Annotated in this window: 19 protein-coding genes; 11 read left to right on the top strand and 8 right to left on the bottom strand. The window is 54.8% G+C overall.

Translation table 11 applies throughout. The annotated features are described in order from the left end of the window. Nucleotides 1-4: 4 nt before the first annotated feature. The 4 genes from ACQYWX_RS21250 (at nucleotide 5) to ACQYWX_RS21235 (ending at nucleotide 3346) form a co-directional block, all read left to right on the top strand. Nucleotides 5-199 carry a hypothetical protein gene (locus ACQYWX_RS21250; protein ID WP_431686265.1) on the top strand — a complete coding sequence of 65 codons (195 nt, stop codon included), beginning with the start codon at nucleotides 5-7 and terminating at the stop codon, nucleotides 197-199. A 186-nt stretch (nucleotides 200-385) separates the two neighbouring features. Further along, on the top strand, nucleotides 386-1543 hold the full coding sequence (locus ACQYWX_RS21245; protein WP_431686264.1) for a hypothetical protein: 1158 nt from the start codon (nucleotides 386-388) through the stop codon (nucleotides 1541-1543). Nucleotides 1544-1619: 76 nt separating this feature from the next. Continuing rightward, nucleotides 1620-2711, top strand: a complete 1092-nt coding sequence (locus tag ACQYWX_RS21240) for a hypothetical protein (RefSeq protein WP_431686263.1) — start codon at nucleotides 1620-1622, stop codon at nucleotides 2709-2711. 167 nt (nucleotides 2712-2878) lie between these two features. Next, nucleotides 2879-3346, top strand: a complete 468-nt coding sequence (locus ACQYWX_RS21235) for a hypothetical protein (RefSeq protein ID WP_216738303.1) — start codon at nucleotides 2879-2881, stop codon at nucleotides 3344-3346. Between the two features lie 48 nt (nucleotides 3347-3394). Here the strand turns inward: ACQYWX_RS21235 and ACQYWX_RS21230 are convergent, their stop codons facing one another. Further along, nucleotides 3395-4621 carry an extracellular catalytic domain type 2 short-chain-length polyhydroxyalkanoate depolymerase gene (locus tag ACQYWX_RS21230; protein WP_431686262.1) on the bottom strand — a complete coding sequence of 409 codons (1227 nt, stop codon included), beginning with the start codon at nucleotides 4619-4621 and terminating at the stop codon, nucleotides 3395-3397. 379 nt (nucleotides 4622-5000) lie between these two features. On the opposite strand from ACQYWX_RS21230, the gene ACQYWX_RS21225 reads away from it, so the two are divergent. From ACQYWX_RS21225 to ACQYWX_RS21215, 3 genes are all read left to right on the top strand, one after another. Further along, on the top strand, nucleotides 5001-6050 hold the full coding sequence (locus tag ACQYWX_RS21225; protein ID WP_431686261.1) for a polyamine ABC transporter substrate-binding protein: 1050 nt from the start codon (nucleotides 5001-5003) through the stop codon (nucleotides 6048-6050). Continuing rightward, nucleotides 6047-8509: an EAL domain-containing protein gene (locus ACQYWX_RS21220; protein ID WP_431686260.1), complete on the top strand. Its 2463-nt coding sequence runs from the start codon at nucleotides 6047-6049 to the stop codon at nucleotides 8507-8509. Before ACQYWX_RS21225 ends, ACQYWX_RS21220 begins: the two co-directional genes overlap by 4 nt. Nucleotides 8510-8687: 178 nt before the next feature. Next, nucleotides 8688-9245: a TIGR00730 family Rossman fold protein gene (locus ACQYWX_RS21215; RefSeq protein WP_431686259.1), complete on the top strand. Its 558-nt coding sequence runs from the start codon at nucleotides 8688-8690 to the stop codon at nucleotides 9243-9245. 25 nt (nucleotides 9246-9270) lie between these two features. Here the strand turns inward: ACQYWX_RS21215 and yddG are convergent, their stop codons facing one another. The 4 genes from yddG to ACQYWX_RS21195 all read right to left on the bottom strand — a co-directional run bounded on the left by yddG (nucleotide 9271) and on the right by ACQYWX_RS21195 (nucleotide 13513). Next, the gene (gene yddG / locus ACQYWX_RS21210) at nucleotides 9271-10158 is read right to left on the bottom strand and encodes an aromatic amino acid exporter YddG (RefSeq protein WP_431686258.1); all 888 of its coding nucleotides are present in this window, start codon (nucleotides 10156-10158) and stop codon (nucleotides 9271-9273) included. Between the two features lie 105 nt (nucleotides 10159-10263). Then, nucleotides 10264-10995 (bottom strand): AraC family transcriptional regulator, encoded by a 732-nt coding sequence (locus tag ACQYWX_RS21205; RefSeq protein ID WP_431686257.1) that lies wholly within the window; start codon nucleotides 10993-10995, stop codon nucleotides 10264-10266. 153 nt (nucleotides 10996-11148) lie between these two features. Next, nucleotides 11149-11556 carry a hypothetical protein gene (locus ACQYWX_RS21200; protein ID WP_431686256.1) on the bottom strand — a complete coding sequence of 136 codons (408 nt, stop codon included), beginning with the start codon at nucleotides 11554-11556 and terminating at the stop codon, nucleotides 11149-11151. A 61-nt stretch (nucleotides 11557-11617) separates the two neighbouring features. Further along, complete coding sequence (locus ACQYWX_RS21195) at nucleotides 11618-13513, bottom strand: ATP-dependent helicase (RefSeq protein ID WP_431686255.1); 1896 nt, start codon at nucleotides 13511-13513, stop codon at nucleotides 11618-11620. A 226-nt stretch (nucleotides 13514-13739) separates the two neighbouring features. Between ACQYWX_RS21195 and ACQYWX_RS21190 the strand changes: the two genes are divergently transcribed. Beyond that, entirely contained in the window at nucleotides 13740-14630 is an 891-nt protein-coding gene (locus ACQYWX_RS21190; RefSeq protein ID WP_431686254.1) for a LysR family transcriptional regulator, read from the top strand. Nucleotides 14631-14743: 113 nt separating this feature from the next. After that, nucleotides 14744-15151, top strand: a complete 408-nt coding sequence (locus tag ACQYWX_RS21185; RefSeq protein ID WP_431686253.1) for a RidA family protein — start codon at nucleotides 14744-14746, stop codon at nucleotides 15149-15151. Between the two features lie 75 nt (nucleotides 15152-15226). Here ACQYWX_RS21185 and ACQYWX_RS21180 read toward each other — a convergent pair whose 3' ends face one another. Further along, nucleotides 15227-16183, bottom strand: coding sequence for a Bug family tripartite tricarboxylate transporter substrate binding protein (locus tag ACQYWX_RS21180; protein WP_431686252.1), 957 nt, complete (start codon nucleotides 16181-16183; stop codon nucleotides 15227-15229). A gap of 362 nt (nucleotides 16184-16545) precedes the next feature. Here ACQYWX_RS21180 and ACQYWX_RS21175 point away from each other — a divergent pair, with 362 nt between their 5' ends. Then, nucleotides 16546-19545, top strand: a complete 3000-nt coding sequence (locus tag ACQYWX_RS21175) for an EAL domain-containing protein (RefSeq protein ID WP_431686251.1) — start codon at nucleotides 16546-16548, stop codon at nucleotides 19543-19545. Between the two features lie 28 nt (nucleotides 19546-19573). On the opposite strand, the gene ACQYWX_RS21170 is transcribed toward ACQYWX_RS21175, so the two are convergent. Beyond that, nucleotides 19574-20863, bottom strand: a complete 1290-nt coding sequence (locus ACQYWX_RS21170) for a hypothetical protein (protein ID WP_431686250.1) — start codon at nucleotides 20861-20863, stop codon at nucleotides 19574-19576. A 139-nt stretch (nucleotides 20864-21002) separates the two neighbouring features. Then, nucleotides 21003-21911, bottom strand: coding sequence for an Fpg/Nei family DNA glycosylase (locus ACQYWX_RS21165; RefSeq protein ID WP_431686249.1), 909 nt, complete (start codon nucleotides 21909-21911; stop codon nucleotides 21003-21005). A 973-nt stretch (nucleotides 21912-22884) separates the two neighbouring features. Here ACQYWX_RS21165 and ACQYWX_RS21160 point away from each other — a divergent pair. Then, a protein-coding gene (locus tag ACQYWX_RS21160) for an IS3 family transposase (RefSeq protein ID WP_431685671.1) occupies nucleotides 22885-24044 on the top strand; the annotation gives its coding sequence in 2 pieces (ribosomal slippage) (nucleotides 22885-23149 and nucleotides 23149-24044; 1161 coding nt in all). The last annotated feature ends 161 nt before the right edge of the window (nucleotides 24045-24205 follow it).

Below are 24205 nucleotides of genomic sequence, written 5' to 3'. Positions count from 1 at the left end.
AACGATGAGTAAACACTATTCCCGCGAAGCAAAAATGATGTTGCTGTTTCCGGTTATCTTGTTTGCGCTGGGCATTATTGGCGTGATGGCGATACCGAAGCTGAAACAATATCTGACGGAGGATGACTGTTCCCCAAACGCCGTTCATGCCGCTGCTGATCAAGACTGTTCCTCTTCTTCTCCTGCCTCAAAAAACTGACCCTCCGGTCAGCTCCCTTTCTCTTTTTATCTAATATCTAATGCTTGAAATCACCTATTTGGGCGGTTTCGCGTCCGCTTTCTAACGCTTATAGTGGCCCACAGGAAATAAAAATATCCGCGTTTGGCGCAGACAGGGTCCGCCGAACGTTAAAACAAAAATAACAAAGGACAAAGGTTCATCGTTATGTTTTTCAAGGAAAAGCAGGGCCTTGTTTTGGCCTGCGGCGCAATAGCCGCGTTAGCTTTGAGTTATTTTTTCTTTGGCGGTCAGGGCGTGGATATCCCTGACGCTGAAGCGGCGGTGACGCCCGCCGTCGAGACGCCGCCTGTCGCCGCTGTGACCGCTGCGCCAACCGGGAGCGTCGTCGCGCTATCGCAGCCGTCGCCATCCATGACGGCGGATGCCGAAGAAGAGGCAGAAGCAGGCGAGAATCCTTTCTTTGAAAAGGAAGTGAAAGCGCGCCTGACGCAGGTCGCTGATCAATATCAGGATCAGATTCAGTACCCAAGTTTTTCCAATCCGATACGAGATAAAGAGGCGCTCGTCAAGTATCTCCCCAATAAAAGCGTTCCTGCAGGCATGCCATTGGATTTCAAAGATCCAAACAGTCCCCGCATCAGCCTCGAAACCACGAAGAGCCAGTACTTCATCGGCGAGGACATTGTCGCGTCGGTGAGCGTCACCGGCCTGAATGCCGGATCGACGGTGGAAGCGGACGGACGTCTGGTGGAGCAGGCTGAAACCTTAGCCGTCACCGAGGGCGTGCAGCGCAGCGGCTCCGTGTTCAATTTAACCTTCTCCGGCGGCGATCCTGCGCTGGCGGAAGCGGGGAGCGATTTACGCGTCATCGCCAATCTGACCATCAATGGCCGCGTCTTCGAAATCGGAACGCCGGTTACCTATACCCCCAGCGTGGCGCAGGTGACTTATGTGGACGCGGCGGAAGTGCGCGGCGCCTATTTGTATATTCCTGTGCATGTCCAGGTGAACGCCCCCGGTTTTCACGAGATCTCAGCCATTCTTTTCAGCGCTGACGCCAATGAGCCTCTAGTGCATTTATCCGCCCAGGAAGAGATTCAGGTGGAAAACGGCCTGATGTACCTGCGGGCTCATATAGCGGCGCTGAAACAGAAAGGCGACGCCGGACCATATCGGCTGCGGGACATTTCCTTGACCCGGATGCCGGCCCCTCCCACCTATCAAACCGAATACGGAAGCGTCGCCCAGGCGTCCTTTGCGGTGAACGGTTTTCCTTTCTCTGACTATGACGATGTTCCCTATGTCGATGAAGACGCGCAAAAGCGGTTGGAGTTTCTGCGCCAGTTGGGAAGCGTGCAGTAAACGGGCGCGACGTTGCGGGCGTTTAGCCCGCAGCGCCACCGATTCTCGAAAACAAAGATAAAAAAGGAGATTTAACGTGAAAACACTCAAGCTATGGCTGACTGTAATGTTGATGTTCGCCGCCTGCGGCGCCGCCAAGGCGCAACTGGCGGGCAAGAACGTCCTCTTGATTCAGGGCTTTTTACCCCAGCATATTCTGTTCAACCCCACCGACCAGGGGCGGGCGGATGGCATTGGTTATTGGGACGGCTTTGACGCCTCGCTGAAAGACCCCGCCACCACCCGCATTCTTTATTGGCCTTCGCACTATCGTTTGCAGGGGGCGGGCGGTATCGCCGCATTGATCGCCAATCAGTTGCAGCCGATCCTGTCCTCCGGTTTCTGTGATCACGAATGCGTGGTTATTACCCATTCCACCGGCGACCTGGTGATGCGCTATGTGCTGTCCAACAAGAACTCGCTGTTGGGTTCGTCCCTGGCGCAGCGTTTTAAAGTCGCCGCGGTGATCGACATGGCGGGCGCCGGCGGCGGTACTGAACTGGCTAACTTCGGGGTGGACCTGATTAATGGCGTCAACCATGGCGCAGAGGTATTGGAGGCGCTGCTGAAGTTTCTGGGTTATGAAATTCCGCTGGGCATCAATCCAGGCGTGATGATTGATCTGCAGACTTCCGTTGCGCGGAACACCGCCGTCACTAATCTGCCCGCCATTCCCCGTCTGAGAATCGCCGCTACAGGCAGCGAGTTTTACGGCTTCGCGACGCACCCCATCATTAAAGGCAGGGACGACAGCGTTGTGCCACTGCACAGCGCCTGCGGCGCCGCTTATGACGGAGCGTTGGATTCCTGCGTGCGGGATTTGCGCGTGGACGGCCGCGTCACCAGCGTCAGCAAGGCGCCTTCCTTGAGTCAACTGTATGACTATCACTATCCCATCATCATGAGCGAAAAGATGGCCCACAACGAGATGCAGGCCAACAAACGCGGCCGGGATATGACCTTCGCGTTAAGCGGCGCTGATCGCTACAACGCTGGCGCGCGCACTATCGGATTGGACGTGGAGTATCACTCTGTCTACGCATGGTGGGACTGGTTCCGGGAATACCGTTACATCACTGATGCGGACGACAAAACCATGGGCCGGGTCATCATGGACTCTTTTGAATAGAGCGCGTCCCTTCTGTTTTTCAGCATGGCGGCCTGAGACCTTCTTGGGTCGCCTGACTGATACGCTGAACCGAAAAAGGGATATTTATTCAGTTTAAGTTCATGATTTGCCGTTACAATGGCTTCCCTATAACTAACGAAGCGTTTCAACTGGGGAAACCATTAAAAATGAAAAAAGCGATGTTGTTGGCGGTGGCGCTGGGAAGCCTAATGCAAAACGCAGGGGCGGAAGAATTCAGAGTGCAGATGGGCGGTGAAAAGATCATCTACATTGAAACCTCAAGAGACGAGGAATTTGACCGTCGTGATTACGACCAGTATATGCGTGAGCGAGGCTACGACTATGAATCCCACTACCGCGCCAATCGCAAGCTTCGAGAGCGGGTCAGGAACCTTGAGCTGGCGGTGAGGCAGTTACAGGATACGGTTTACGATTTACAGAACGCCGAGCCGACGCCTCCTCCAGTTACGACGCCGCAGACGCAATATTCCTGCATCCTGAAAACCCATAAAGGCACTTTTACCGGCATTGGCTTGACCAAGCTGGAAGCCACGGGGAAGGCGGCGCAGCAATGCGAGTCTAAAATCGATGCGTTCTGGTGCGATATCGATAAAGTGAAATGCGACGCCAATTAGTCTTGCATCAAGCGACGGCCTCTCACGGAAGCCGCCGCTTTTTTTTCGCTATATGCAAGTATTGATCGATCGACAGTAATCCTTTTTATCGCAACGCAGACTGGTGCGATGAGAAGGTGAAAACCCAAGATAGTCCATAGACCCCACCGCGTAATAAAGCCCCCAGAAATACTGCGCCCGTCCAGCCAGCGAGTGGTTAAGATTTTCTTCTCGATAACAGGCCGCCGCCACAGAACCGGACCCATTTGTCTCCTCGCCAGTCAAGCGGTCGACAATACGCTTGATGAACTGCATCTGCGGTCCTTGCTGGGTGAGGTAGTCCAGTGTGTCATGGCCTGTGTCTGCGTACCCCCACCAATCCCAACAGCCGTTCATTGGCTCATTGCTGGTTTGTGGATACACCACAATGATGCGGTTACTCTCCGCCCAGGCATTGTAGCCGGCGTGGCGGGCGAAGGTGTCTTGCAACGTCGAGCGATTCTGTTTGCAGCCATGCAGGGCGATATGCACGCGGCAGGCCGCCTGGGCGCCCCGGCAGGCGTCGGGAACGTAGATATAGCCGGTTTCATCCAGATACTGCGAATAGCTCAACAGGCTCTGATCGAAGGTCAGCAGGTTTTCCGGTTTTTCCGACGCAGGGGGCGATAAAGGGCCGTAGATGTGGTTCAGCAACAGGCCTGCGGCGTCATACTGACAGTCGCCGATGTAGGGGGAGTCGCTGAGCGTACAGTCGGCGCCAAAATTTTGCGTCGGCATGGCGTGGCCGGCGTCTACGAGGTCAATATTGACGGAGACATTCTGAGTTCCGCTTAACCGCTGATACACCTCCGCCGCCCGCTGTGATGACGAACTCCTAACCCGATGATCGCTCTTACCATGGAAGATCCATACGCGGTCGTCGCGCAAAAACGCCACGTTATCTATCTTGCCTGCGTCCGCCATGGCCTGAGTCAGCCTGACGATGGCGTCGGCGTCTGGCAAATCTCCCTGGCTCATGCAGCGTCCGGCGGCCTGGGTCAGACTGCCCTCCGCGCAGCCATAAGGGCCGCCCGCCACCAGTCCGGCTCCCATGAAGGTTTTGGAGTAGGCCACATGCGCCTGCATGGCGGCGAAAGCGCCTGAAGATAAACCGGAGATGGAGATCTGGGCGGCGTCGACATTGAGACTGCGTAAATCAATGCTCTCCTGCCCGGGAGACACGGCCAGTCCGGCGCCGCCGGCGGCCAGTGTGGAAGTCAGAACGACTGCGCCTTTCAGCGTCATGAATCTGTTCATAGTCGGCCCCTTGAGTTGTTGTCGTGCGTCCCTGGTGAGCGTTGTCTGTTGGTCGCGACTGTCCGCGCAACAAGACACGCCGGATTTTTCTGTGTTGTATGTGTCATTGCCATGAACGCATTCAGGGCGTATCAAATCCTGCGCCAGAATGATTAACGCCGTGAATTCAGCAGGTTGCGCGTAAGCGGGTGGGGCGTGTTCAATAAATGTTCAGAAGAGCTGACAGGTTACGGATGCATCGCCTGAAAGCTGTCCGGCCAGCCGGACATCCAAATTTATGCGCCGCAGATTTTGCACGAATTTACAGGAGCCCCCCTAACGTCCTCGTGCGCTTGCTTTAAACTGATGCAGCCTGTTTGTGCGGGGAGGCGTGTGTCTGATGAAACGGTCTATGGTTGCGCTTTTTTTCTTCAGTGTGCTGTCGCTGTTCAGTTTCGTCAGTCACGCGGACGCTGTTTTGCACATTTTCACCTGGGAAGACTATCTGGACCCGGAGGTTGTCGCCGAGTTCGAGAAAACCCACCATATCAAGCTGAAGTTCAGCTATTTCCAGAACGAAGAGAAGCGCGATCGCGTCATGGCTACGCGCAACGGCCAGGGTTTTGACCTGATTCTGATGGACGGTCTGACGGCGGAAGCCTATATCAAGCTGGGCTGGGCCGCGCCGTTAAGCGAAAACGAAGTTCCCAATCTCAAATTCAATAATGATCTGTGGCGCAGCCATCAACCGGCGTTGGTGGGTTATGTCGCGCCCTATGCCTGGGGCACGCAGGGCGTCGCCTATCGCTCTGATCTGGTGCGGCCGATCTCCCGTTTCATGCAGTTATTTCGTCCGGCGGAAGAGCTGAAAGGCAAGATTGTGATGACGCCGCAAGCCACGGAAATGCTGCCTATCGCCCTGCAAACCCTGGGCTACGACATGTATGACGAATCTCCCCAGGCGCTGACCCTGGCGGCGGAGCTGATCGCCGCCCAGAAGCCCCATGTGCTGACCTATCGTTCGCTCAAGACCAACGGCGAATCGCTTCTGGTGACGGGGGAAGCGGTGGCCGCCGTGGCCTACAGTGGGGATGCGCTGATGCTGAAACAGTTCAACCCGAATATTGAATACCGTCTGCCGGAAGAGGGCGGTATTGTCTGGTTCGATTACTTCATCGTCAGCCGTTACGCCTCCGACCCGGAAACCGCCTATGCGTTTTTGAATTTCATCAGCGAACCCCGCAACGCCGCCCGCAATTGTGAATTCACCTATTCCGCCACCTATAATGAAGAAGCATTGAAAATTTTGCCGGAGGAACTGCTGGCCAATCAGACCGTATTTCCCGCCATCAATCCCAGGATGGGAACCCATAAAGCGCCAAGCACGCTATACAAGCGGCGCATGATGAGCATCTGGCACAATCTCGGCTTCGAACAGATTCTGCAATGAAGTTACGCGCGCGGTTGATCATTACGCTGGTAGTGGCGACTTTCACCTGCTTTTTGAGCCTGGCGACCGCGCTGTATGTGGAGCTAACCGCGTTTTGGGAAGGCCGCAGCCGACATTTGCTGGATGAATCCGCCTCCCTGGCGGCGGCCAATGTGAACGGCTCGGTGGAGCATACCCTGGCCAATATGCGCCTGCTGGTTTCCGAGGATGTGCTGGATCGATATTTGTCCATGGGGGAGGAACGTTACACCCTCATGTATGACTTGTCCGCCAAGGCGTTGAGCCGTTACGCCACGCTGTTCCCCGAGTATCTGGAGATCGTCCTGCTGTTGCCTGACGGCGTGGAGGATATCCGCATCGCCGACGATATCCGTTCCCCGGAAGCGGAGCCGGCCGGGGAAAGTCTGTTCCAGCAGGCGTTGCAAGACCCCTACAACACCTACTATGACTTTATCAACCAGGAACGCTTCGACGGACCCCACCTGACGTTTTACCGCGCGTTATACACGATCGACCGCTCCCTGGGCGCCTATGAAAACAACAAGGTAGTGAAAGGCGTGCTCAAATTCACCGTGGACATGAACTGGTTAATGCGGCATGACCCCGGAAGCGATGCGGCGGAAGTGGACGCCACCTTTATCGCCAGCCGGGGGCGGGGCGTGATCTATGCCTCGGGCCTGTCCCAAACGCAGGCGCGCGGGCTGTCGAATATTCCCGGCGCAGGCGTGGATGGGCCGAGTCAATACATGGCGCGGATGATGGGAGAAGATTATCTGGTGGACTCGCGTCCCTTGCTCGGGGACTGGCGTCTTTATAATGCGATGCCGTTTTCGGAGGCGCGCAGCGAGTTTCATCGGTTGCTGTTCACCGCCATCGTGGTGCTGGTGGTGGTGTTCGTCCTGCTGGGCTGGTTTATCTACGTGCAGATGGATCGCATGATCGTGCGACCGGTGAAAGAACTGGCCACAGCCACCTATCACATTCTCCATGCGCCGGACAAAGCCAAGTCGCTGCGCCTGCAAAGCGGCGAAATAGGGCGTCTGCAGCAGGCGTTTCTGGAAATGGAGGGACAGATTCGTCAGTACACGCGGGAGCTGAAAACCCAGGCTTACACCGACAGCCTGACCGGTTTGCCCAACCGCCACGCCATGGCGCATATGCTGGCGCTGTTGATGCGGCGTAATGAAGAACGCGATCAATCGCTGGCGCTGCTGTTTATCGACCTGGACGGCTTCAAGCAGATCAATGATGTCTACGGTCATCAGGTGGGGGACAGCTTGCTGACCGCAGTGACCGGTCGTCTCTCATCGGTATTGCGTCCCTCCGATGTGATTTATCAGATTTCGGAAGAAGAGGCGTTGGAGGAAACGGATGAGGAGCGCAATATTCTGTTCCGCCTTGGCGGCGACGAGTTCACTATTATCGTTCCCAACATCGGCGCCCGTAAGAACGCGGCGGCGGTGGCGCAACGGGTGCTGGACCAGCTGAGGCCCCCGTTCAAAGTGGAAGGGCAGGAAACCTTTATCGGCGCCAGCATCGGCATCGCAATGTGCCCGGACGACGCCGACAGCGTTAGTGATCTGATCAAATATGCGGACACCGCCATGTACTCCGCCAAGGCTCACGGCAAGATGCGTTTTGAGTTTTTCTCGCCGCAGTTGGAGCACAGCGAGCAGGCCCGTCTGGCGATGGATAACCTGATCAGCAAAGCCCTGGATAGGGATGAGTTCACGATTTGCTTCCAGCCGATCATTGATCTGCGCACCCGTCATCTCACCGGATTTGAAGCGCTGGCGCGTCTGTATTCGGAGCAGTACGGCTGGATCAGCCCGCTGGATTTTGTGCCGGCGGCGGAGAAGCGCGGCATGATCGATCACATCACTTTGTTGGTGGCTTCACACGCCTGCGCGTTCGTTAAATCTCTGGAAGCGAAGTATCAGTTGCAACCGAGCGTTTCCCTGAATATCACCGCCGGGCAACTGGTGACGGGGGAGGTCTTCAACAAGATCAATCAACTGCTGGTTGATTCCGGCATGTCCCGCAACATCTTTGAGTTTGAGGTGACGGAAAGCGCGTTGTTCGAAGATCGCAAAGGCTGCGCGATGACCCTGGACAAGCTGCGCAACCAGGGGTTCAGGGTGTCTCTGGACAACTTTGGCGTGGGCTATTCCTCCCTCAGCCATCTGAAAAAATTCTCTTTCAACACGCTGAAAATTGACCGCTCGTTCCTGCGCGACCTGCATGACGACGAAGCCGGCCAGGCTATCCTTTCCAGCATTATCGCGATGGCGAGAAAAATGGACATGGCGGTGGTGGCGGAAGGCATTGAAACGATTCAGCAACTGGAAGTAGTGGAAAGCCTGGGCATTCATCTGGCGCAGGGCTATCTGTTTTCACCGCCGTTGCCGGCGGAAGCTGCGTTGGCCCTGTATGAGCAGGACTCCGCCATTCGTTATTGAGACCTGATCGTCGACCTTGTCCGCCGCGTCGGATTTTCGCCTTTATATTGACTGTTCGTTAGTCACTGCGCGCTCGTGCATTTCGGGCCTTCTACGCCGTTGTCTTAATAGCATGAGGCGCCTATCGGCGTTATAGTGTGGGCGCTTGGCTGTCGATCTGATTTATAAGGGGAAAGTGGTGAGAATAGCAGTATTTTGCGGCTCCAGTATGGGGGCCAGAGAGGAATACCAAGACGCCGCCAAAGCGCTTGGGGAAGAGCTGGCGCGACGGACCATCGAGCTGGTGTACGGCGGCGGCCATGTGGGCCTGATGGGCGTTATCGCTGATGCGGTGCTGGCGGCGGGCGGCAAGGTGACCGGCGTCATCCCCGTGGCGCTGAAAGAAAAGGAAATCGAGCATACCGGTTTGACCGAGCTGTTCGTGGTGGCGGATATGCACGAACGCAAAGCGAAAATGGCGGAGCTGTCAGACGCGTTTATCGCCATGCCCGGCGGCGCCGGAACCCTGGAGGAAATCTTCGAGGTCTGGACCTGGAGCCAGTTGGGTTATCACAGCAAGCCAAGCTGTTTTTATAACGCCTTTGGCTACTACGACAAACTGCTCGACTTTATCCGTCACATGCAGGACGAACGCTTCCTGAGTCAGGGCTATATCGACGCCCTGATCATCAAAGAAAACCCGGCGCAGCTGCTCGACGCAATTTTGTCTTATCAGGCGCCTCCCGGAAAATGGTGACGCCCTGGGCGTGGGCAGTCCGCGCCTAAGTCTGCGGGGCCGGCTTGCGCAGCAGCGCCGGTCCCAGGGACGCCAGCAAGGCGCCGCCGACAATCAGACCGCACCCGAGCAACACCGTTACCGTGAATTCCGCTTCGCCGAAGGCGATCAACAATAGCGTGGAAATCAGCGGCGCGGCGTATGATAAGACTCCCAATAGCTGAATATCGCCGCGTTTGACGCCATAGTCCCAGGTAAAGAACGCAATCCCCACCGGGCCCAGCCCCAAACCAATCACGCCGAGCCATTGTCCGCCGCTCAGCGGCCAGACGGTTTCTTCCAGCGCGCCATGGCACAACGCCGCCAGCACTGACACGCCCAGGCAATACAACCCCACTGCATCAGAGGGGACCGCCGCCAGAGTGCGGGACAACACCGAATACAGCGACCAGATCAGGGCGCAGAGCAGCGCGGCGCCGTAGCCGCTCAAGTAACGCACATCGAAGCCTGCGCCGGGACGCCACAGTAATGCCCAGCAGCCCGCCAGCGTCAGCAGTCCGCCCAGCCATAGCGCTTTTCCCGCAGCCTCTTTCAGCAACACTGCAGAGAAACAGACGATCAGCAGCGGCCAGAGATAGGCGATGAGACTGGCTTCCACCGCCGGCGCCTGATTCAACGCGATGAAGTAAAACAGGTGATATCCGAAAAGCCCGCCCACGCCCAACAACCAGGCGCGCGCAGGCTGGCGCAACAGGCGCAGCAGACTGCCTCCCTGCGCCACGGTTTTACCCAGCATCAGTAAGGCGGCGATGCCAAAAGTCATCGCCAATAACTGAAAGGGAGGAATGCCTGCGCTCCAGCGCGTGAACAGCGCCAGTGCGCCCCATAAGACGACGGCGGTGAATCCTATGGACGTAGCGGCTTGTCGGTTCATGACGTTTCTTTTTTCCGTTGTATGAGGTTTTTCGTTGAATAAGAGAAAAGGTTCGGAAACGTCAGCTTAGCGTTTTGCCGCAGGGAAAAATTCGTCGCTGCGGCGCTAGTTTTTCTCGCGCGGGCGGAAATGCTTGGGGGATTTACCGAAGTGACGTCTGAAACGGTCACTGAAAGCGGCCTGATTCTGAAAACCGGTATCGAGCGCTATCCGTTGCATGCTGAGCTGGCTGTTTTCCAACAGCGCCAGGGCCAGTCGCATACGTTTGTCTCGCAGATAATCCATCGGCGTCATACCGAATGCGTTTTTGAATAGATCTGAGAGGTGGCGGCGGCTCAGGTTCGCTGCGCTGGCGACTTGATCGAGGGTGATCGTGTCGCCCAGGTGTGCGTCCAGAAAGTCGCGGGCGGCGTGCAGACGCTTGTCCAGATTCAACGCCGCGCCATAGCGCTCCCGAAGCAACTGCAGCAATAAGCCGAGTATGCGCTCGCGGGATGCTTCGCCCAGGTGTCCGTGACCCAGCTCCATCGCGATAAAGTGAACATAGGAGCGCAATCCTGGGTCCAGCTCGATGAACGCAGGCAGACGCCCCAGCGCAGGCTCCATGGCCACCGGCAGATCCGCCACCACAAAGCGGTTATCCTCGCCGCCGGCGAAAGCGTGATCCCGTCCCGCTTCGATCACCGCCGCAGTGCGCCGGTCCACCATCGCCCCGTGGCCCGCCACATCCAGCTCCAGGCGACCGCTGAGCGGCAGCACCAGCTGGTGATAATCATGGCTATGGCATTGCTTTTCCGGCGAATAACGCCGCAGGTCCAAAGCGATAGGCGTCGACATGGCGCGTTTCTCTGTAACTACTAATGGATAATTTGGATCTCTGCGAAAGCATCAGTGTATCCCCCGGACGGCGAAAGTTCGATGGGGAGCGCTATGTTTAGGTATACGTATGCATTTAAAGTGCGAATGACTGAAGAATAGAAAATAGCCCCTCTATGATAACGGCCATGAATTGAAAGCCGAATCTATGATTTGCAGGCCTGACTCTGCGCCTTCAAGTAATGACTCAGGCAGCTGGGAAGAAATGTCAGTTCTTGCTTGAAGATAGTCTAAACCGGGACCAAAAAAGCAGGTGTTTTCTATGGATAGTAAATCAAAAATAATTTTGGGCAGGAGTTCATGCTGCATGGGTCTTAAAAAAACTATCCCGGAAATGGCGTCGCGGGATTCACCGAATAAGTATGCACTTTCACAGATTTCGCCAACCTTCGAGACAAACTCAAAGTCGCCATCGTCTTCGATAATCTCACCATAATTTTTTAGTACGGCATTTATTTCTTCAAACGGAATGACACCGGCCTCACCGTTTTTGAATTTCTGAAAAAAAATTTCGTATGACATAGTTATTCCTGAATTTAACGAAAATAAGCCGCAGGCCTCTATCCATTACCTCGAAGGGCTTCTAAACGCGCCTGAGTTCCGCAATATAGGGCGAAGGCTGCAGAGGTAGCCCACGTTCGTTATATTGCGGGCAGGAGATATGCAGTCTGCTTTTGGCCCGTGTCAGCGCCACATAGAAAACCCGGCGTTCCTCCTCCCTGTTTTCCTCTCTCTCTTTATGCTCGGATTGGGTTGCATTGATCAGGAAGACCGTATCGAATTCAGCGCCTTTTGAGGCATGAATGGTCATCAGATGAATTTTATCCGACTCGGTTTTATCGCTGTTTATTTTCAGCAGTTCCTCGGCGCTTTGTTCCAGAGGGACGCCTTTCTTCAAGCCGTCCAATAACTGCTGAATCACCACTTTGGCGGGCAGGCTCTCCATGCCCTCCCGGCTGAAATAAGTGTGGCGCAGCAGTATTTCCCATAACTGCTCTTCCGCTTGCGATGGCGGACAGTGATTCAGCTTTTTGATCAGGCGCACGTCGCGAATGATGTCCGTCGCCTTTTCGCCGAGACTGCCATCGGCGTCGGAAATAAACTGCAGATATTTGAAGATCGCTTCGTCTTTATATTTGCCGGATTTCTTGTGTCGCCATTGCAGATTAATCCGGCTGTTATTGAGGACGTACTCCAGGTTCTTCTCCTCCAACGGACTTTCGCTGCTGGAGGGCGCAAGACACAGACTCAAAAGCATACGCGGACCGCGCCTGCGCAACAGCGGAACGCCTTCATTAACCAAGTAAGGGATGCGGCGGGCGATCAGCGCCTGTTCGATATGCAGACGCTGGCTGTTCTCCCTGTAGAGAACGGCGATCTCATCAGGCGACGTCCCTGCGTTCAATAGCGTTTGAATACTCGCGGCGACTTCGTTTGACTCAGTCACGACATTGATAGGCGACGCGAACTGCACCGTCCCGTCGCCGCTTCTGTGGGCGCGCATGGCGATGTCTTCCTGCAGGCGATGAGGCATGCTGTCAGCCAGCTTATTACTGAGCTGCACCAGTTTGTTCAAGGACCGGTAGTTGGTGTCCAGCACGCAGACGCTGGGAGATTCGTACGCTTCCAGGAACGCTTGGAAAACCGACGGCTCCGAGCCCCGGAACTGGTAGATGGACTGCTTGGCGTCGCCGACGACGGTGATGGAAACGGAGTTAGAGGCCAACAGGCGTATGGCTTCAAACTGCAGGTAATTGCAGTCCTGAAACTCATCTATGATGAAGTGCTTCAAATGGTATTGCAGCGCGTCTCGCAACTCAGCGTCTTCTTTCAGCACGTGGCAGGCGATATAGAGAATATCGTCCGCATCAATGGCGTTGAGCTTTCTTTTTTCCTCGTCCAGGTTTTTCCACAGCGCAATCATGATGCGATCGATCATGCGTTCACGATTGGTCAGCTCCATGGGCGGCGCATAGTCGTTGGAGCCGAAACCGTTGGCTCTGGCGCGGGACAGACAGGCGAGAACTTCATTGAGAGAGATGCCGTTGCGGGCGACAAAGCGCTGCTGTTCCTCGCCCAGGTTGGACCAGAATGACTCGATGAAGCTTCTGGCCTCATGTTCGCTGATCACCCGCGTTGTCTGGTTGTATCCATATTTCTGCGTGACGGGGCGATCGGAACTGGGTTTCAGGATCAACTCAAGGAACAGCTTGTGAAAGGTGCCGATATGGATGATTTTAGCGATGGGGCCAATCAGCTCGCTGAGCCTTGATCGCATCTCATTCGCGGCCTTGTTGGTGAAGGTCACCAGGATAATGGATTTCGGCGGCGCTTTTTTATTCAGGATAAGGTGTGCGGCTTTGTAGGTGACCACGCGGGTCTTGCCTGAGCCGGCGCCAGCCAGAACCAGAGTGGCTCCCTCGGTGGCGCTAACGGCTTTGAACTGTTCTTCATTGAGATAAGACAGTATATCTTTCAAACACTTATCCTTCTTTGACCCAAAGGTGCGTTATCACGGTGCGTACTGCTCTGTGAAAGTTGGGACGAAGCTAAACGATCACAGGGACAAACTCAATTTCAGTTTGCCAGTTCTTGGGGGATTTTCGAGTTATGCGTCGCCAACCCCGCGCCATGCACATACAATCAGGCAGGTATTTCAGATCCGTTGCTCAGGCGACGGCGTCCCGGATTCTGTTGAGGCATGCATGATCGAAAAACTGGAAATCCACCATCTGCGGACATTGGACGCATTGTATCGCATCGGCAATATCTCCGCCGCAGCGGAGTCCCTCGACTTGTCCCAGCAGGCGATCAGTCAACAGCTGAAAAAACTGCGGGACATTCTGGGCGACCCGTTATTCGTGCGCACCGGCCATGGCATGGCTCCGACGCCTTACGCCAAACTGATCGAGCCGCATATCCAGCAGGTGTTGACCCATCTGCACGCGATTCCGGCGCCGGAGGCGTTTTCTTTGGCGAAGGTGGAAAGAACCTTGGTGATCTCCGCCACGGATTACACCCAGAAAGTGATTGTGACAGGGCTGATCGCGGAATTACGAGAAGCCGCGCCCAAGGTGAAAGTCGTGGTCGCCAATATCGAGAGCGCCAGTCTGACCCGGAAAATGCGGCAAGGGGAGATTGATCTGGCGTTCACCTCCCATGGCTATGTGCCGGAAGGCCTGCAGTCTGAGCCATTGTTCACGGAAAGATATCTCTGCGTCTCCGCCGACGCGGGGTTGGCGGGCGAGGGAGAGATTGCTCTGGAGCGGCTGGTGGAGCGTGACTTTATTGTCACCTCGCCAGGAACTGGCGGTTTCGCCGGGTCGGCGGACGCCTGGTTTGAGCAGCAGGGTTTGCGCCGTAACGTGACGATTTCAGCGCCGTCGTTCCACATCGCCCAGGAATATTTGCAGGCGACGGATATGGTGGCCTTTTTGCCGTCGCGGCTGCTGCCTTGTGCAGGCTTATTCGAAATTCCTCTCAGCAAATATCCGCCGGGATACGAAGTGGTGGCGGCCTATCATCCCAGCGCCAGGAACGATCCCCTGATCATGTGGGCGCTCGGTACCGTGAAACAGCGCCTTTCCCGCGCCTGATCGTATCGGTCAATCCATTGGCGCTTGTATCGGTTACAACGGCAGCTTGATCGCTCGGTCGCCTCTGAAGCTCTACTCTGACTGCACACTATTAGTCGGTTTTAGAGGTCTTTATGAGCATTAATAAAGTGAACCCCAGCGCGCTGTATGACGGTTCGCCTTTTGGGCTGTCGCAGGCGGCGGTTGATACGGAGTCAGGATGGGTGTTTGTGTCCGGACAAGTGGACTGGGACGCGGACTACGAACTGAAAAACGATACGATTGAAGCCCAGACAGCGAATGCGCTGGAGAACCTGAACATCGTGCTGAAGGAAGCGGGGTCTTCCGTCGATAACCTGCTGCAAGTGCGCATCTATGTCAGAGGAGAGCTGGCGGATCACATGGCGAAAGTGGCGCCTATTCTCGCCAACTATCTGGGAACCGTCAGGCCAGCGCTGACCGGCGTGGGCGTCGCCTCACTGGCGTCGCCGGGCACATTGGTGGAAATCGAGGCGGTGGCGAAAGTCCGTCGCCAAGGATAGATAGTCGCTAAAGAGACATTTCCATCGCTACAGCGCCGACGTTTGTCGGCGCTTGAATAAGCCCGATCGGGAAAATCAGCGCACCTTAACGCCCAGGCTCAGCAACACTTCGCGGATATCTTTTTCCTGATTCTCCAGAAAACGCTGCATGGCGTCGCCGCGATGATAAAAGTTGGACCATCCGTATTTGCTTCTCACCTGCTTCCATTGATCGCTTTGCGACAGTTTCTCCAGCATATCGGCGTATTGGGCGATGTCCTGCGCGGGCATGCCGGGGGTTCCGAAGAAGCCGCGCCAGTTGGCGAAAACCAGATCGTAGCCCTGCTCCTTCATGGTGGGGATGTCAAAGCCTTCCAGGCGTTCGTCGCTGGTGACGCCGAGCAGGCGCAGTTTGCCTGACTTATAATCGTTGACCACTTCTCCCAGTCCGGTCACCAGGGCGACGCCTACTTCTTTGTATAGCTTCTCCAGGGCGTCGCCGCCGCCGTCGCTGGGCACATAACGCATTTGATCAATACCGATGCCGGCGGATTTAAGCAGGAGCGCGGCGGTAATGTGGTCCAGGCTTTCCTTGGATGAACCGCCGATAATCGGATTTTTCGCGGCATGGTCCCGAATCAGGTCCGCCAGTTGCGACACTGATTGAATCGGCGAGTCCGCTTTCACCGCCACCACCTGATACTCCGCAATCACCGTAGCGATGGGCGTGATGTCGCGAAAGTCTTTGTCGATCACCCCGGTCAGGCTACGCAATATCAATGGCGTGGATTGCACCATCAGGGTTTCCGAGTACTTGGGCGCGTTACGCACCAGATCATCCAGGGCGCGTCCGCCGCCGCCACCAGACAGGTTGGTGAACTTGACGCCATCCACCAGGCCGATAGTCTGCATCGTCGCGCCGGTCTCTCGGGCGGTAGTGTCCCAACCGCCGCCTTCGCCCCCGGGAATGAGAAAGGCCAGTTCTTTGGCGCCGACGAAGAGAGAAAAACCTAAAAGGAATGTTAGCCAAGACAACCGTTTTAATACGCTCATCGTATATATACCTCTGCTTTATTGTTTTGCGGATCAGGCGGCTTCAAGAGAGAGGGAGTGGCGTTTCGTTTCCATGTGGGAGTTGAATGAAAAAATATCGCCTGAAATTTAACTATAGACCGGACTTTTGTTGCTGTTGGGATAATAATCAAACTGACTGAAACAGTATGAGGGCGATCATGGAAGTAAAATATTCGCCCCACAGGTGAAAAAATGTGTCATAGATATGGAAATCCAACGTGCTCGGGAACATTATCTACTAAGCTTAAAGAGATAATTCCGGTCAACCGTGATTGGGTTGCGTTACAGCAGCTTTTCGGGCGTCGCGTTTCATCCGAAAACAACCGGTGGTAATGCCATAGATGCCGAACTCATCTTCTCCTATTGGCCGTGTCCGGACGATATGCTTTCTGGTTCTTTGCCTGATCACGAGAATCAGTGGGGCGGCGGAATCAGAACTTACCCCTGTCGTTGTGCAGTTGAAGTGGCTGCATCAATTCCAATTCGCCGGCTTTTACGCCGCCATCGAAAAAGGTTTCTATCAGAAAGCCGGTTTTGACGTGACCCTGCGCGAGGCGGCGCCGGACATTAATCCTATCGACGAAGTGGTGGAGGGCAGGGCGGACTTCGGCGTCGCCAATTCTGAACTGCTGCTTTACCGCTTGCAGGGCGCGCCGGTTACCGCCGTAGCGGTGATGATCCAGCATTCGCCTCTGGTATTGGTGAGTCTGGCGGAGTCGGAGATACTCAGTCCGCAGGATCTGATCGATAAACGCGTCATGTTTCCCCATGGGCCATACGGCGCCAACACCATTGGCATCCTGCGCAAAGAAGGCGTGCTGCTCTCTCAGATCAAACAGATGCCATTGTCTTTCAATATCAACGATCTGGTGGAGCACCGCGTGGACGCCATGGTGGGCTACGTGACTGACCTGCCGTATCAGCTGCGTAAACGTCAGATCGCTTACAACATCATGGACCCGCGCAGTTACGGCATCGATTTCTACGGCGACACCCTTTTCACCACTGAAAATCATGCGATGAGCGATACCGAAGAGGTGGCGCGTTTCCGCGAAGCCACGATTGAAGGTTGGCGTTATGCGGTGGACAACCCGGAAGAGATCATTCGTTTGCTGCAAGGCAAATATAACTCTCGCAAAGAATACGATGAACTGGTGTATGAAGCCCGGGAAACCATTGATCTGATCGTGCCCAAGCTGGTGGAGGTCGGGCATATGAACCCGGGGCGCTGGCGGCATATCGCGGACACCTTCGTCGCGTTGGACATGGCGCCCAAAGATTACAGGCTGGAGGGGTTTGTCTTCGAACCTGACCGCAATGACGCCAGGCTGGTGTTGCACACGGCGCTGTGGATTGGCGGTCTGGTGGTGATCGCCGGGGCGGTGGGAATCTTTCTGTTGGTGACGTTTAACAACCGGCTTAAAAACCGGGTTGAGCTGCACACTCATCAACTGCGTGAGGCCAATGAGGCGCTGTACGAGCAGACGCAAACCCTGATAGAAAAAGAGCAGGCGCTGTACAAACTGAACCATGCGCTGGAAGCCCGAGTGGAGGAGAGAACCGAGGCCCTGGCGCAGGCCAATCAGGAATTGAAGCTGGAGATAGCGGAGAGGGAGCAGCGCGAGCTGTCTCTGCGTCTTCTGTCCAAAGCGGTGGATAGCAGTCGCAGCGGCGTCATCATCACCAATGCGGATGGCATTATCGTCTACGTGAATAACGCGTTTCTGGCGATGTCCGGCTACGATCGCATGCAGGTGTTCGACAAACACATATCCTCACTGGAAGAGCGTGTTTGTTTTCCGCGTCTTGATCAGATCAATTTCCGTGAGTTGCCGGAACCAATGATCCGCGATGAGTTGCACTGTTACGACGCCTCGCGCAATCAGTACTGGGTGCAGATCTCCATTTTCCCCATTTATGAACAGGCGGCGCGCAACTATGGCGTATTTCGTCCCGCGCCGGAAAAAGTCAGCCACTATGTGGTGACCTGTGAAGACATTACCCTGCTGAAAAAGAGCAAGGATGAGATGGAGCAGTTGGCGTTTTACGACCACCTGACGGGACTGGAGAGCCGGCTGCTGTTCAAGCTGCGCCTGGAAAACGCCATTACCCGGGCCGTGCGCGACAAGTCTATGATCGCCCTCATGTTTATCGACATCGATCACTTTAAGGAGATCAACGATAACTACGGCCATGACGCTGGTGACGAAGTGCTGAAAACCGTGGCCGCGCGCATCAAACAGAACGTGCGCAAGAACGATACGGTGGCGCGCATCAGCGGCGATGAGTTTACCGTGATTCTGTCGGATATTAGGGGGCATGCCGACGCCCGGCGTGTGGCGCAGGGCATTCGGCGGACCTTGAACCAGCCGTTCAAGTTCGCCGGAAAAGAATATTTTGTCGGCGCCAGTATCGGCATCAGCATTGCGCCTGACGATGGCGTGGAGCTGGATGAGTTATTGAAGAACGCAGACACCGCCATGTATCAGGCCAAGCGTAATGGCCGCAACGATATCCAGTTTTTCTCTCATTCCATGAATGAGGAAGCCAAGAAGAAGCAGGCGCTGGAAGCGGAAATGATCCAGGGGCTGTCCAAGAAGCAGTTCCGCCTGGACTATCAGCCGGTGATTGACCTGGAAACCAAAAAACTGGTGGGGCTGGAGGCGCTGCTGCGCTGGAATCATCCCAGCCAGGGCATCGTTTATCCCGATCATTTTATTCCCCTGGCGGAAGAGACAGGCCTCATTGTGGAGCTGGGGAAATGGGTGATCAGCGAAGTCATTTCCGCCACCCAGGAGTTGCGCAAGATGGGGTTCGCTGATGTCGGCGTGGCGATTAATGTGTCGGCGCGCCAATTGCGGGATAAAGGACTGATCGCGGATATCGGACGCATTGTCGCCGCCCATCGCAATGAGCCCTGCAATATTCAACTGGAGCTGACGGAATCCACCATTATTGAAGAGCTGGAGCAAAGCAACCGCAGCATCAACGATTTGAATAGGCTTGGCTTTGGTATCACCGTGGATGATTTCGGCGCGGGTTATTCTTCCATGAGCAATCTCAAGCAACTACCCATCGACTGCATCAAGATCGATAAGTCGTTCATTCACAACATGCTGAGGAAAGGCGATGATGCGGAAATCGTAAAAGCGATGATTTCCATGGCGCATAATCTAAAGCTGAAGGTGGTGGCGGTGGGTGTGGAAGACGCCGAACAGGTGAAATTCCTGAAGGAAAACCAATGCTTCCTCGCTCAGGGATTCTATTTCTCCAAAGCTGCCGATCTACATGAAATCATCGGGAAATTCAGCGCCCCCAATGTGGTGAAGCTCACTCCCTGAGCTGGTCTGATCTTCCTTTCTCAAACAATCAGAGCGCTGGGCTGCCCCAGTAATACACGCTGCCGTCATCGCTGCCGGCGAAGACGGCGGTGCCTTCGGCGTTGATGGACATGGGCCAGTTCATCAGCGAGGTGGCGTATTTCCAGTACAGCTCGCCGGTTTGCGCGTTAAACAGATAGAAGTTGCCGGGCGTTTCTTCCTGCGGCGAAGAGTTGCTGTCGCTGAAGATGGGCTCGCCGTCGGCGGAGGTCACATACTGCGCGTTGGCGTCCATATTCATGCCCGGGTTGGGGCAATACTCCAGCTGATTGATCCACAGGCGTTGCGGGTAATATTCCCCGGAATCGCCGGCGTTCTTCAACATATAGGCGAAACCGAAGCCGGGGCTGTCAGAGGCGGCTTTGGTCGCGCCGGAGCCGTCGTAATTGCCGCCGGCGCCGACATAGACCTGTCCGTTGACATTGGCGATGGCCAGGGCGTAAGTCAGTCCCAGAGACTGGTCGGAAGGCGTGTAGGACCAGAGGGGCGTGAGGCCGCTGACAGGGCTGTCCGGGGTGGCGAACAGATAAACGTAGCCGTTCTTGGTGGAAGCGGCGAAGTAGCCTCCGTCAGCGCTGATGACCACGCGCAGAACGCCGGTGGCGGTATGGAAGCGGCCGTATTCCACCAGGGTTCCGCTTTGATTGGCGTAGAGGATAACCAGTCCGGTGGAGCTGACCTCCGCACGTTTCGCCGGCTTGCGTCCGCGGGCGAATTCGACGCTCTCCGAATAGCTGTCCAGCTCACCGCCCACCACCACAATTTCGCCGGTGTTGCAGATGCCGCAACTGCGTAAATAGGATTCGCTGACGTTGGTTTGGGAGTCGCTATAGCTTTGTCCGTTGAGGGTCAGCAGCAAGGCGTTGGCGCCTTCCACGGCGATAATGGTGGAGCCGTCGTAACTGCTTTCCACTTCGTTGATGCGGCTGTCTACGCTGAATTCCTGACGGCTGGAGACGCCGACGCCGACATTGTAAGTGCGCAGAAAGCCGTTGCCGCTGCCGTATTGTCCGCCGGCGGCCGCATAGGCGCCGTTGCCGGAGACCGCGACCCAGAACACGCCCTGGGTGACGTTGTCGCCCAGTGGATCGCTCCACTGCAGTGACGGCGCGGAGCCGTCGGTGGCGTAGCTGTAAATGGCGAAGTCGCTACTTTCTCCATATTCGGAGGAAGTGCCGGTGATAAGTTGCGCGCCGTTGGCGGAAATGGCGGTGGTGTTGATTTGCAGTCCGGATGTAGGGGTTAGCGTCCAATTGGGCGCGAACTGGTCTTGCAGCATACTGAGTCCTTGTTATTGGGTCATTGCCCTGCGGAGACGGGCGAAGCCTGGTTAATGGTGAATCCATGCCGAAAGTTTAGCCGACCGAGAAGTTTTGGCAATGACCCCAACGACCGATTGGCGGCCATGGCGGCTTAAATCAGTGATCGTTATTGCCGCGAATTTTCTCCAGCTCTTCAACGCTTTTGGGCCAGTCTTTTTTCAACAGACGGGACAACGCCCGGTCCGCGAGTAAGCGTCCTTCCGTCTGGCAGTCGGGGCAATAGTTGGTCTCGTTGGTCGCATAGCGAATGCGTTGTACGGCCCCGCCACAGACCGGGCAGGGAAGGTTGTAACGACCATGCACCGCCATGTCTTCGCGAAAGGCGGTGACTTTTTCCGGAAAGGCGTCGCCATACTGGTCGCGCAAGCGTTGCGTCCAGGTGGTCAAACAAGTGCGGCACGCCTGATACAGCCGCTCAATTTCTTCTGGACTCAGCTTTTGTGTTTGCGCGATGGGAGACAGTCGGGCCGCATGCAGAATTTCATCGGAATAGGCGTTGCCGACGCCGCTGAAAATATGCGGATCAGTCAGCGCGCTTTTTAATGTGTGGTTATTGCGAGTCAACGCCTGTTGGAACGCGGCAAGGTCCGACTCCAATATCTCCAGACCGCCCGGATTGATCTGCGCCAAGCCTGCTTCCTCTCTGACAAGATGCAGCGAAGCGCGTTTCTTCGTTCCTGCTTCCGTCAAAAACAGAACGCCATTAGAGAACTGCAAGCTGATCAACGCAGTTTTCCCCGGCGCTTTCTTACCCGCCTCGCGCCAATGCAACCGCCCCGCGATCATCAGGTGAAACACCATCCAGACGTCATTATCAAAGCCAATGGCGATACGCTTACCAATCCGCCGCAACTGCGTCACTCGCGCGCCAACCACTGTCTCCAAAGACGGCTCCGCCGTCCGCAACAAAAAATAACTATGCAACTCCACCGACTCCAACACCCGCCCAAGAACCCGCCGCTCCAACGCATCGATATACACGGTAATGTCAGGATATTCAGGCATCACGCATCCTCCTGTTTGTTAGAGGGATTATATGTGTAATCTATATAAGTTGCTGAAAGACGCGTTCGACTTTCTTGGGCAAACATTCAGAGGGCCGGGCACTAGGGGGAATCTCCCTTCGTTTCTTGCTTGAGGTTTTATTAAAGCGGCAGGAAATTGCTTGAAATACGATCTTAGGGAAATACTCTGTAGCAGATAATTCCCGGAAACCATGGCATTGTGGGTATTGCAGCGAATTTGAGATATTGAGTGCCATTTCCAGCTCTCATGGCAGAAAAATAGGCTCAATTACTCACCATATAGTGCAATTTGCCTGACTTCGACACTATGTGGCCTTATCAGTATGAGCTACAGCAATCCCCAGAGTCGTGGAGCTATGATTGGCTATAATCGACTGATGTACCGATGAGCCCTAATCTGAATGCAAGCTTGAAACTATGCTAAAACCGCTGCTTACAGCCAATATCGCTTTTGTCGTTTCTTATAATGTAGCCTTTGGGGCGGTGAATATGGGCAGCGCTTCAGTGACTATGGCCTACATTCCTGCAGCAGTAGTTGTTTTTTTCGTTTCTCTTTATGATCTTTACTCTACCCATAAATCTGGGAAGGCATACTTTTTTTCTGCCGCCTTTGAAAGAAGGCAAAGGCCATTCCGTTATTGGCTTTGTTTTCTACTAATAATCGTATTTCTTTGTATCTCCATACGGACGATTGTTGTTTTAACTAGATAGCCTCTGGAATATCAGGCGATTGAGTAATATAAGCAGGAGAAAACCACCTACGCATCATTCTCCTGTGCTGATTTATTCCCGTAGGGCCATTCTTGATAATCACTATTTTCTCATTGCGATGGTTTGGGAAGGAGCGCATGAGTTTCTTGAAAGGGAAACCACGAAGCTATGGGAATGTAGTGGTCTAATAGTCCCGGACACATTAATAAGAGACAATACCCGTCAACGATTAAGGTGTCAGCATGAGTCAGAAAAAGTCGTATAAGCAGTATACAAAAGAGTTTAAAGAAGAGGCCGTTTCCTTGGTGCGCGACCAAGGTTATTCCGTCCCAGAAGCGGCTAAATCCCTCGGCATTAGCGCCAATATGCTCTACAAGTGGAAGGAAAAGATTGAAGCTCAACTTGAAAATCAGGTTCTGGCTGAAGACGAGCGCGCCGAGTTAAAACGGCTTCGCAAAGAAAACAAAGAGCTGCGCATGGAAAAGGAAATTCTAAAAAAGGCTTCGGCCTTCTTCGCGAAAGAAATGAAATAAAGTTCGCCTTCATTCAGGCAGAGTCGAATCGCTTCCCTGTGAAAGTGCTTTGCCGGGCTCTGCGTGCAAGTCGATCAGCATTCTATGCCTGGCGACGGCGCTCCGCGCCGGTGATCCGGTTTGATGAGCTGCATCTGCATCGGCGAATGAAGCGACTGTTTAACGCTTCTCGAAGCAGTCTGGGCAGTCGAGAGATGATGAAGAAGCTACGCGAAGAAGGCTTTCAGGTGGGACGCTACCGGGTTCGCAAGCTCATGAGGCGGCTTGGTCTTCAGGTCACGCAACGCGTTGCTTACAAAGCCACTACAAGGCGCAAACACCATCATGCGGTGGCGGATAACTTGTTGAATCAGAATTTTAATCCTACCGCGCCCAATCAGGTTTGGGCTGGCGACGTGACCTATCTGAAAACAGGAGAAGGCTGGATATATCTGGCCATTGTCATGGATTTATATTCCCGAAGGATCGTCGGGTGGCGCATCGATAAGCGCATGACAACGAGCCTGGTCAGCCAGGCGCTGATCAAGGCCTACAATTTGCGGAAGCCGCCCAAGGGCCTGGTATTCCATAGTGACCGGGGCTCTCAGTACACCAGCGGACATTATCGAAAACTGCTGGAAAAGTATGAAATCAGGGCAAGTATGGGCGATGTAGGAGCCTGTTGGGACAATGCGGTGGTTGAACGCTTTTTTGGTAGCCTTAAGCATGACTGGATATTAAAAATCCCCCAGCCCACCCGGGAACACATGAAGCAGGATGTCGCAGCCTACATGAGGTATTACAACCTCGAAAGACTGCATACGGCGAACAATGATATGTCGCCGGTTAATTATGAAAACTCTCTAAAGAAAGTGTCCGGTGGGATTTGACCAGAACATCAGGAAATCCAGCGATGATGCCGCTACTTCCTTTAGTAACAGGGCTTCTCAAATTTACGAGTGTTGTGTTCTTAGCCATGAAGGCAGTGATTCCTTTATACAACTATCCTGGGCGCTTATTGAAGACAAAGCGCGGGCGGGAGGCATTTTAC

Source organism: Hahella sp. NBU794, assembly GCF_050749805.1.
Classification (GTDB): domain Bacteria; phylum Pseudomonadota; class Gammaproteobacteria; order Pseudomonadales; family Oleiphilaceae; genus Hahella.
The sequence above is the reverse complement of the archived record's forward strand: the minus strand, read 5'-3'. Positions and strand labels throughout refer to the sequence as shown.

Bases quoted from the DNA above. Each gene is read 5' to 3' on its own strand.
- ACQYWX_RS21170 (WP_431686250.1), bottom strand. From the start codon at position 20,863: ATGCTGCAAGACCAGTTCGCGCCCAATTGGACGCTAACCCCTACATCC.
- ACQYWX_RS21190 (WP_431686254.1), top strand. From the start codon at position 13,740: ATGATCGAAAAACTGGAAATCCACCATCTGCGGACATTGGACGCATTG.
- ACQYWX_RS21245 (WP_431686264.1), top strand. From the start codon at position 386: ATGTTTTTCAAGGAAAAGCAGGGCCTTGTTTTGGCCTGCGGCGCAATA.
- ACQYWX_RS21220 (WP_431686260.1), top strand. From the start codon at position 6,047: ATGAAGTTACGCGCGCGGTTGATCATTACGCTGGTAGTGGCGACTTTC.
- ACQYWX_RS21200 (WP_431686256.1), bottom strand. From the start codon at position 11,556: ATGTCATACGAAATTTTTTTTCAGAAATTCAAAAACGGTGAGGCCGGT.
- ACQYWX_RS21250 (WP_431686265.1), top strand. From the start codon at position 5: ATGAGTAAACACTATTCCCGCGAAGCAAAAATGATGTTGCTGTTTCCG.
- ACQYWX_RS21175 (WP_431686251.1), top strand. From the start codon at position 16,546: ATGCCGAACTCATCTTCTCCTATTGGCCGTGTCCGGACGATATGCTTT.
- ACQYWX_RS21180 (WP_431686252.1), bottom strand. From the start codon at position 16,183: ATGAGCGTATTAAAACGGTTGTCTTGGCTAACATTCCTTTTAGGTTTT.
- ACQYWX_RS21205 (WP_431686257.1), bottom strand. From the start codon at position 10,995: ATGTCGACGCCTATCGCTTTGGACCTGCGGCGTTATTCGCCGGAAAAG.
- ACQYWX_RS21185 (WP_431686253.1), top strand. From the start codon at position 14,744: ATGAGCATTAATAAAGTGAACCCCAGCGCGCTGTATGACGGTTCGCCT.
- ACQYWX_RS21235 (WP_216738303.1), top strand. From the start codon at position 2,879: ATGAAAAAAGCGATGTTGTTGGCGGTGGCGCTGGGAAGCCTAATGCAA.
- ACQYWX_RS21165 (WP_431686249.1), bottom strand. From the start codon at position 21,911: ATGCCTGAATATCCTGACATTACCGTGTATATCGATGCGTTGGAGCGG.
- yddG (WP_431686258.1), bottom strand. From the start codon at position 10,158: ATGAACCGACAAGCCGCTACGTCCATAGGATTCACCGCCGTCGTCTTA.
- ACQYWX_RS21225 (WP_431686261.1), top strand. From the start codon at position 5,001: ATGAAACGGTCTATGGTTGCGCTTTTTTTCTTCAGTGTGCTGTCGCTG.
- ACQYWX_RS21230 (WP_431686262.1), bottom strand. From the start codon at position 4,621: ATGAACAGATTCATGACGCTGAAAGGCGCAGTCGTTCTGACTTCCACA.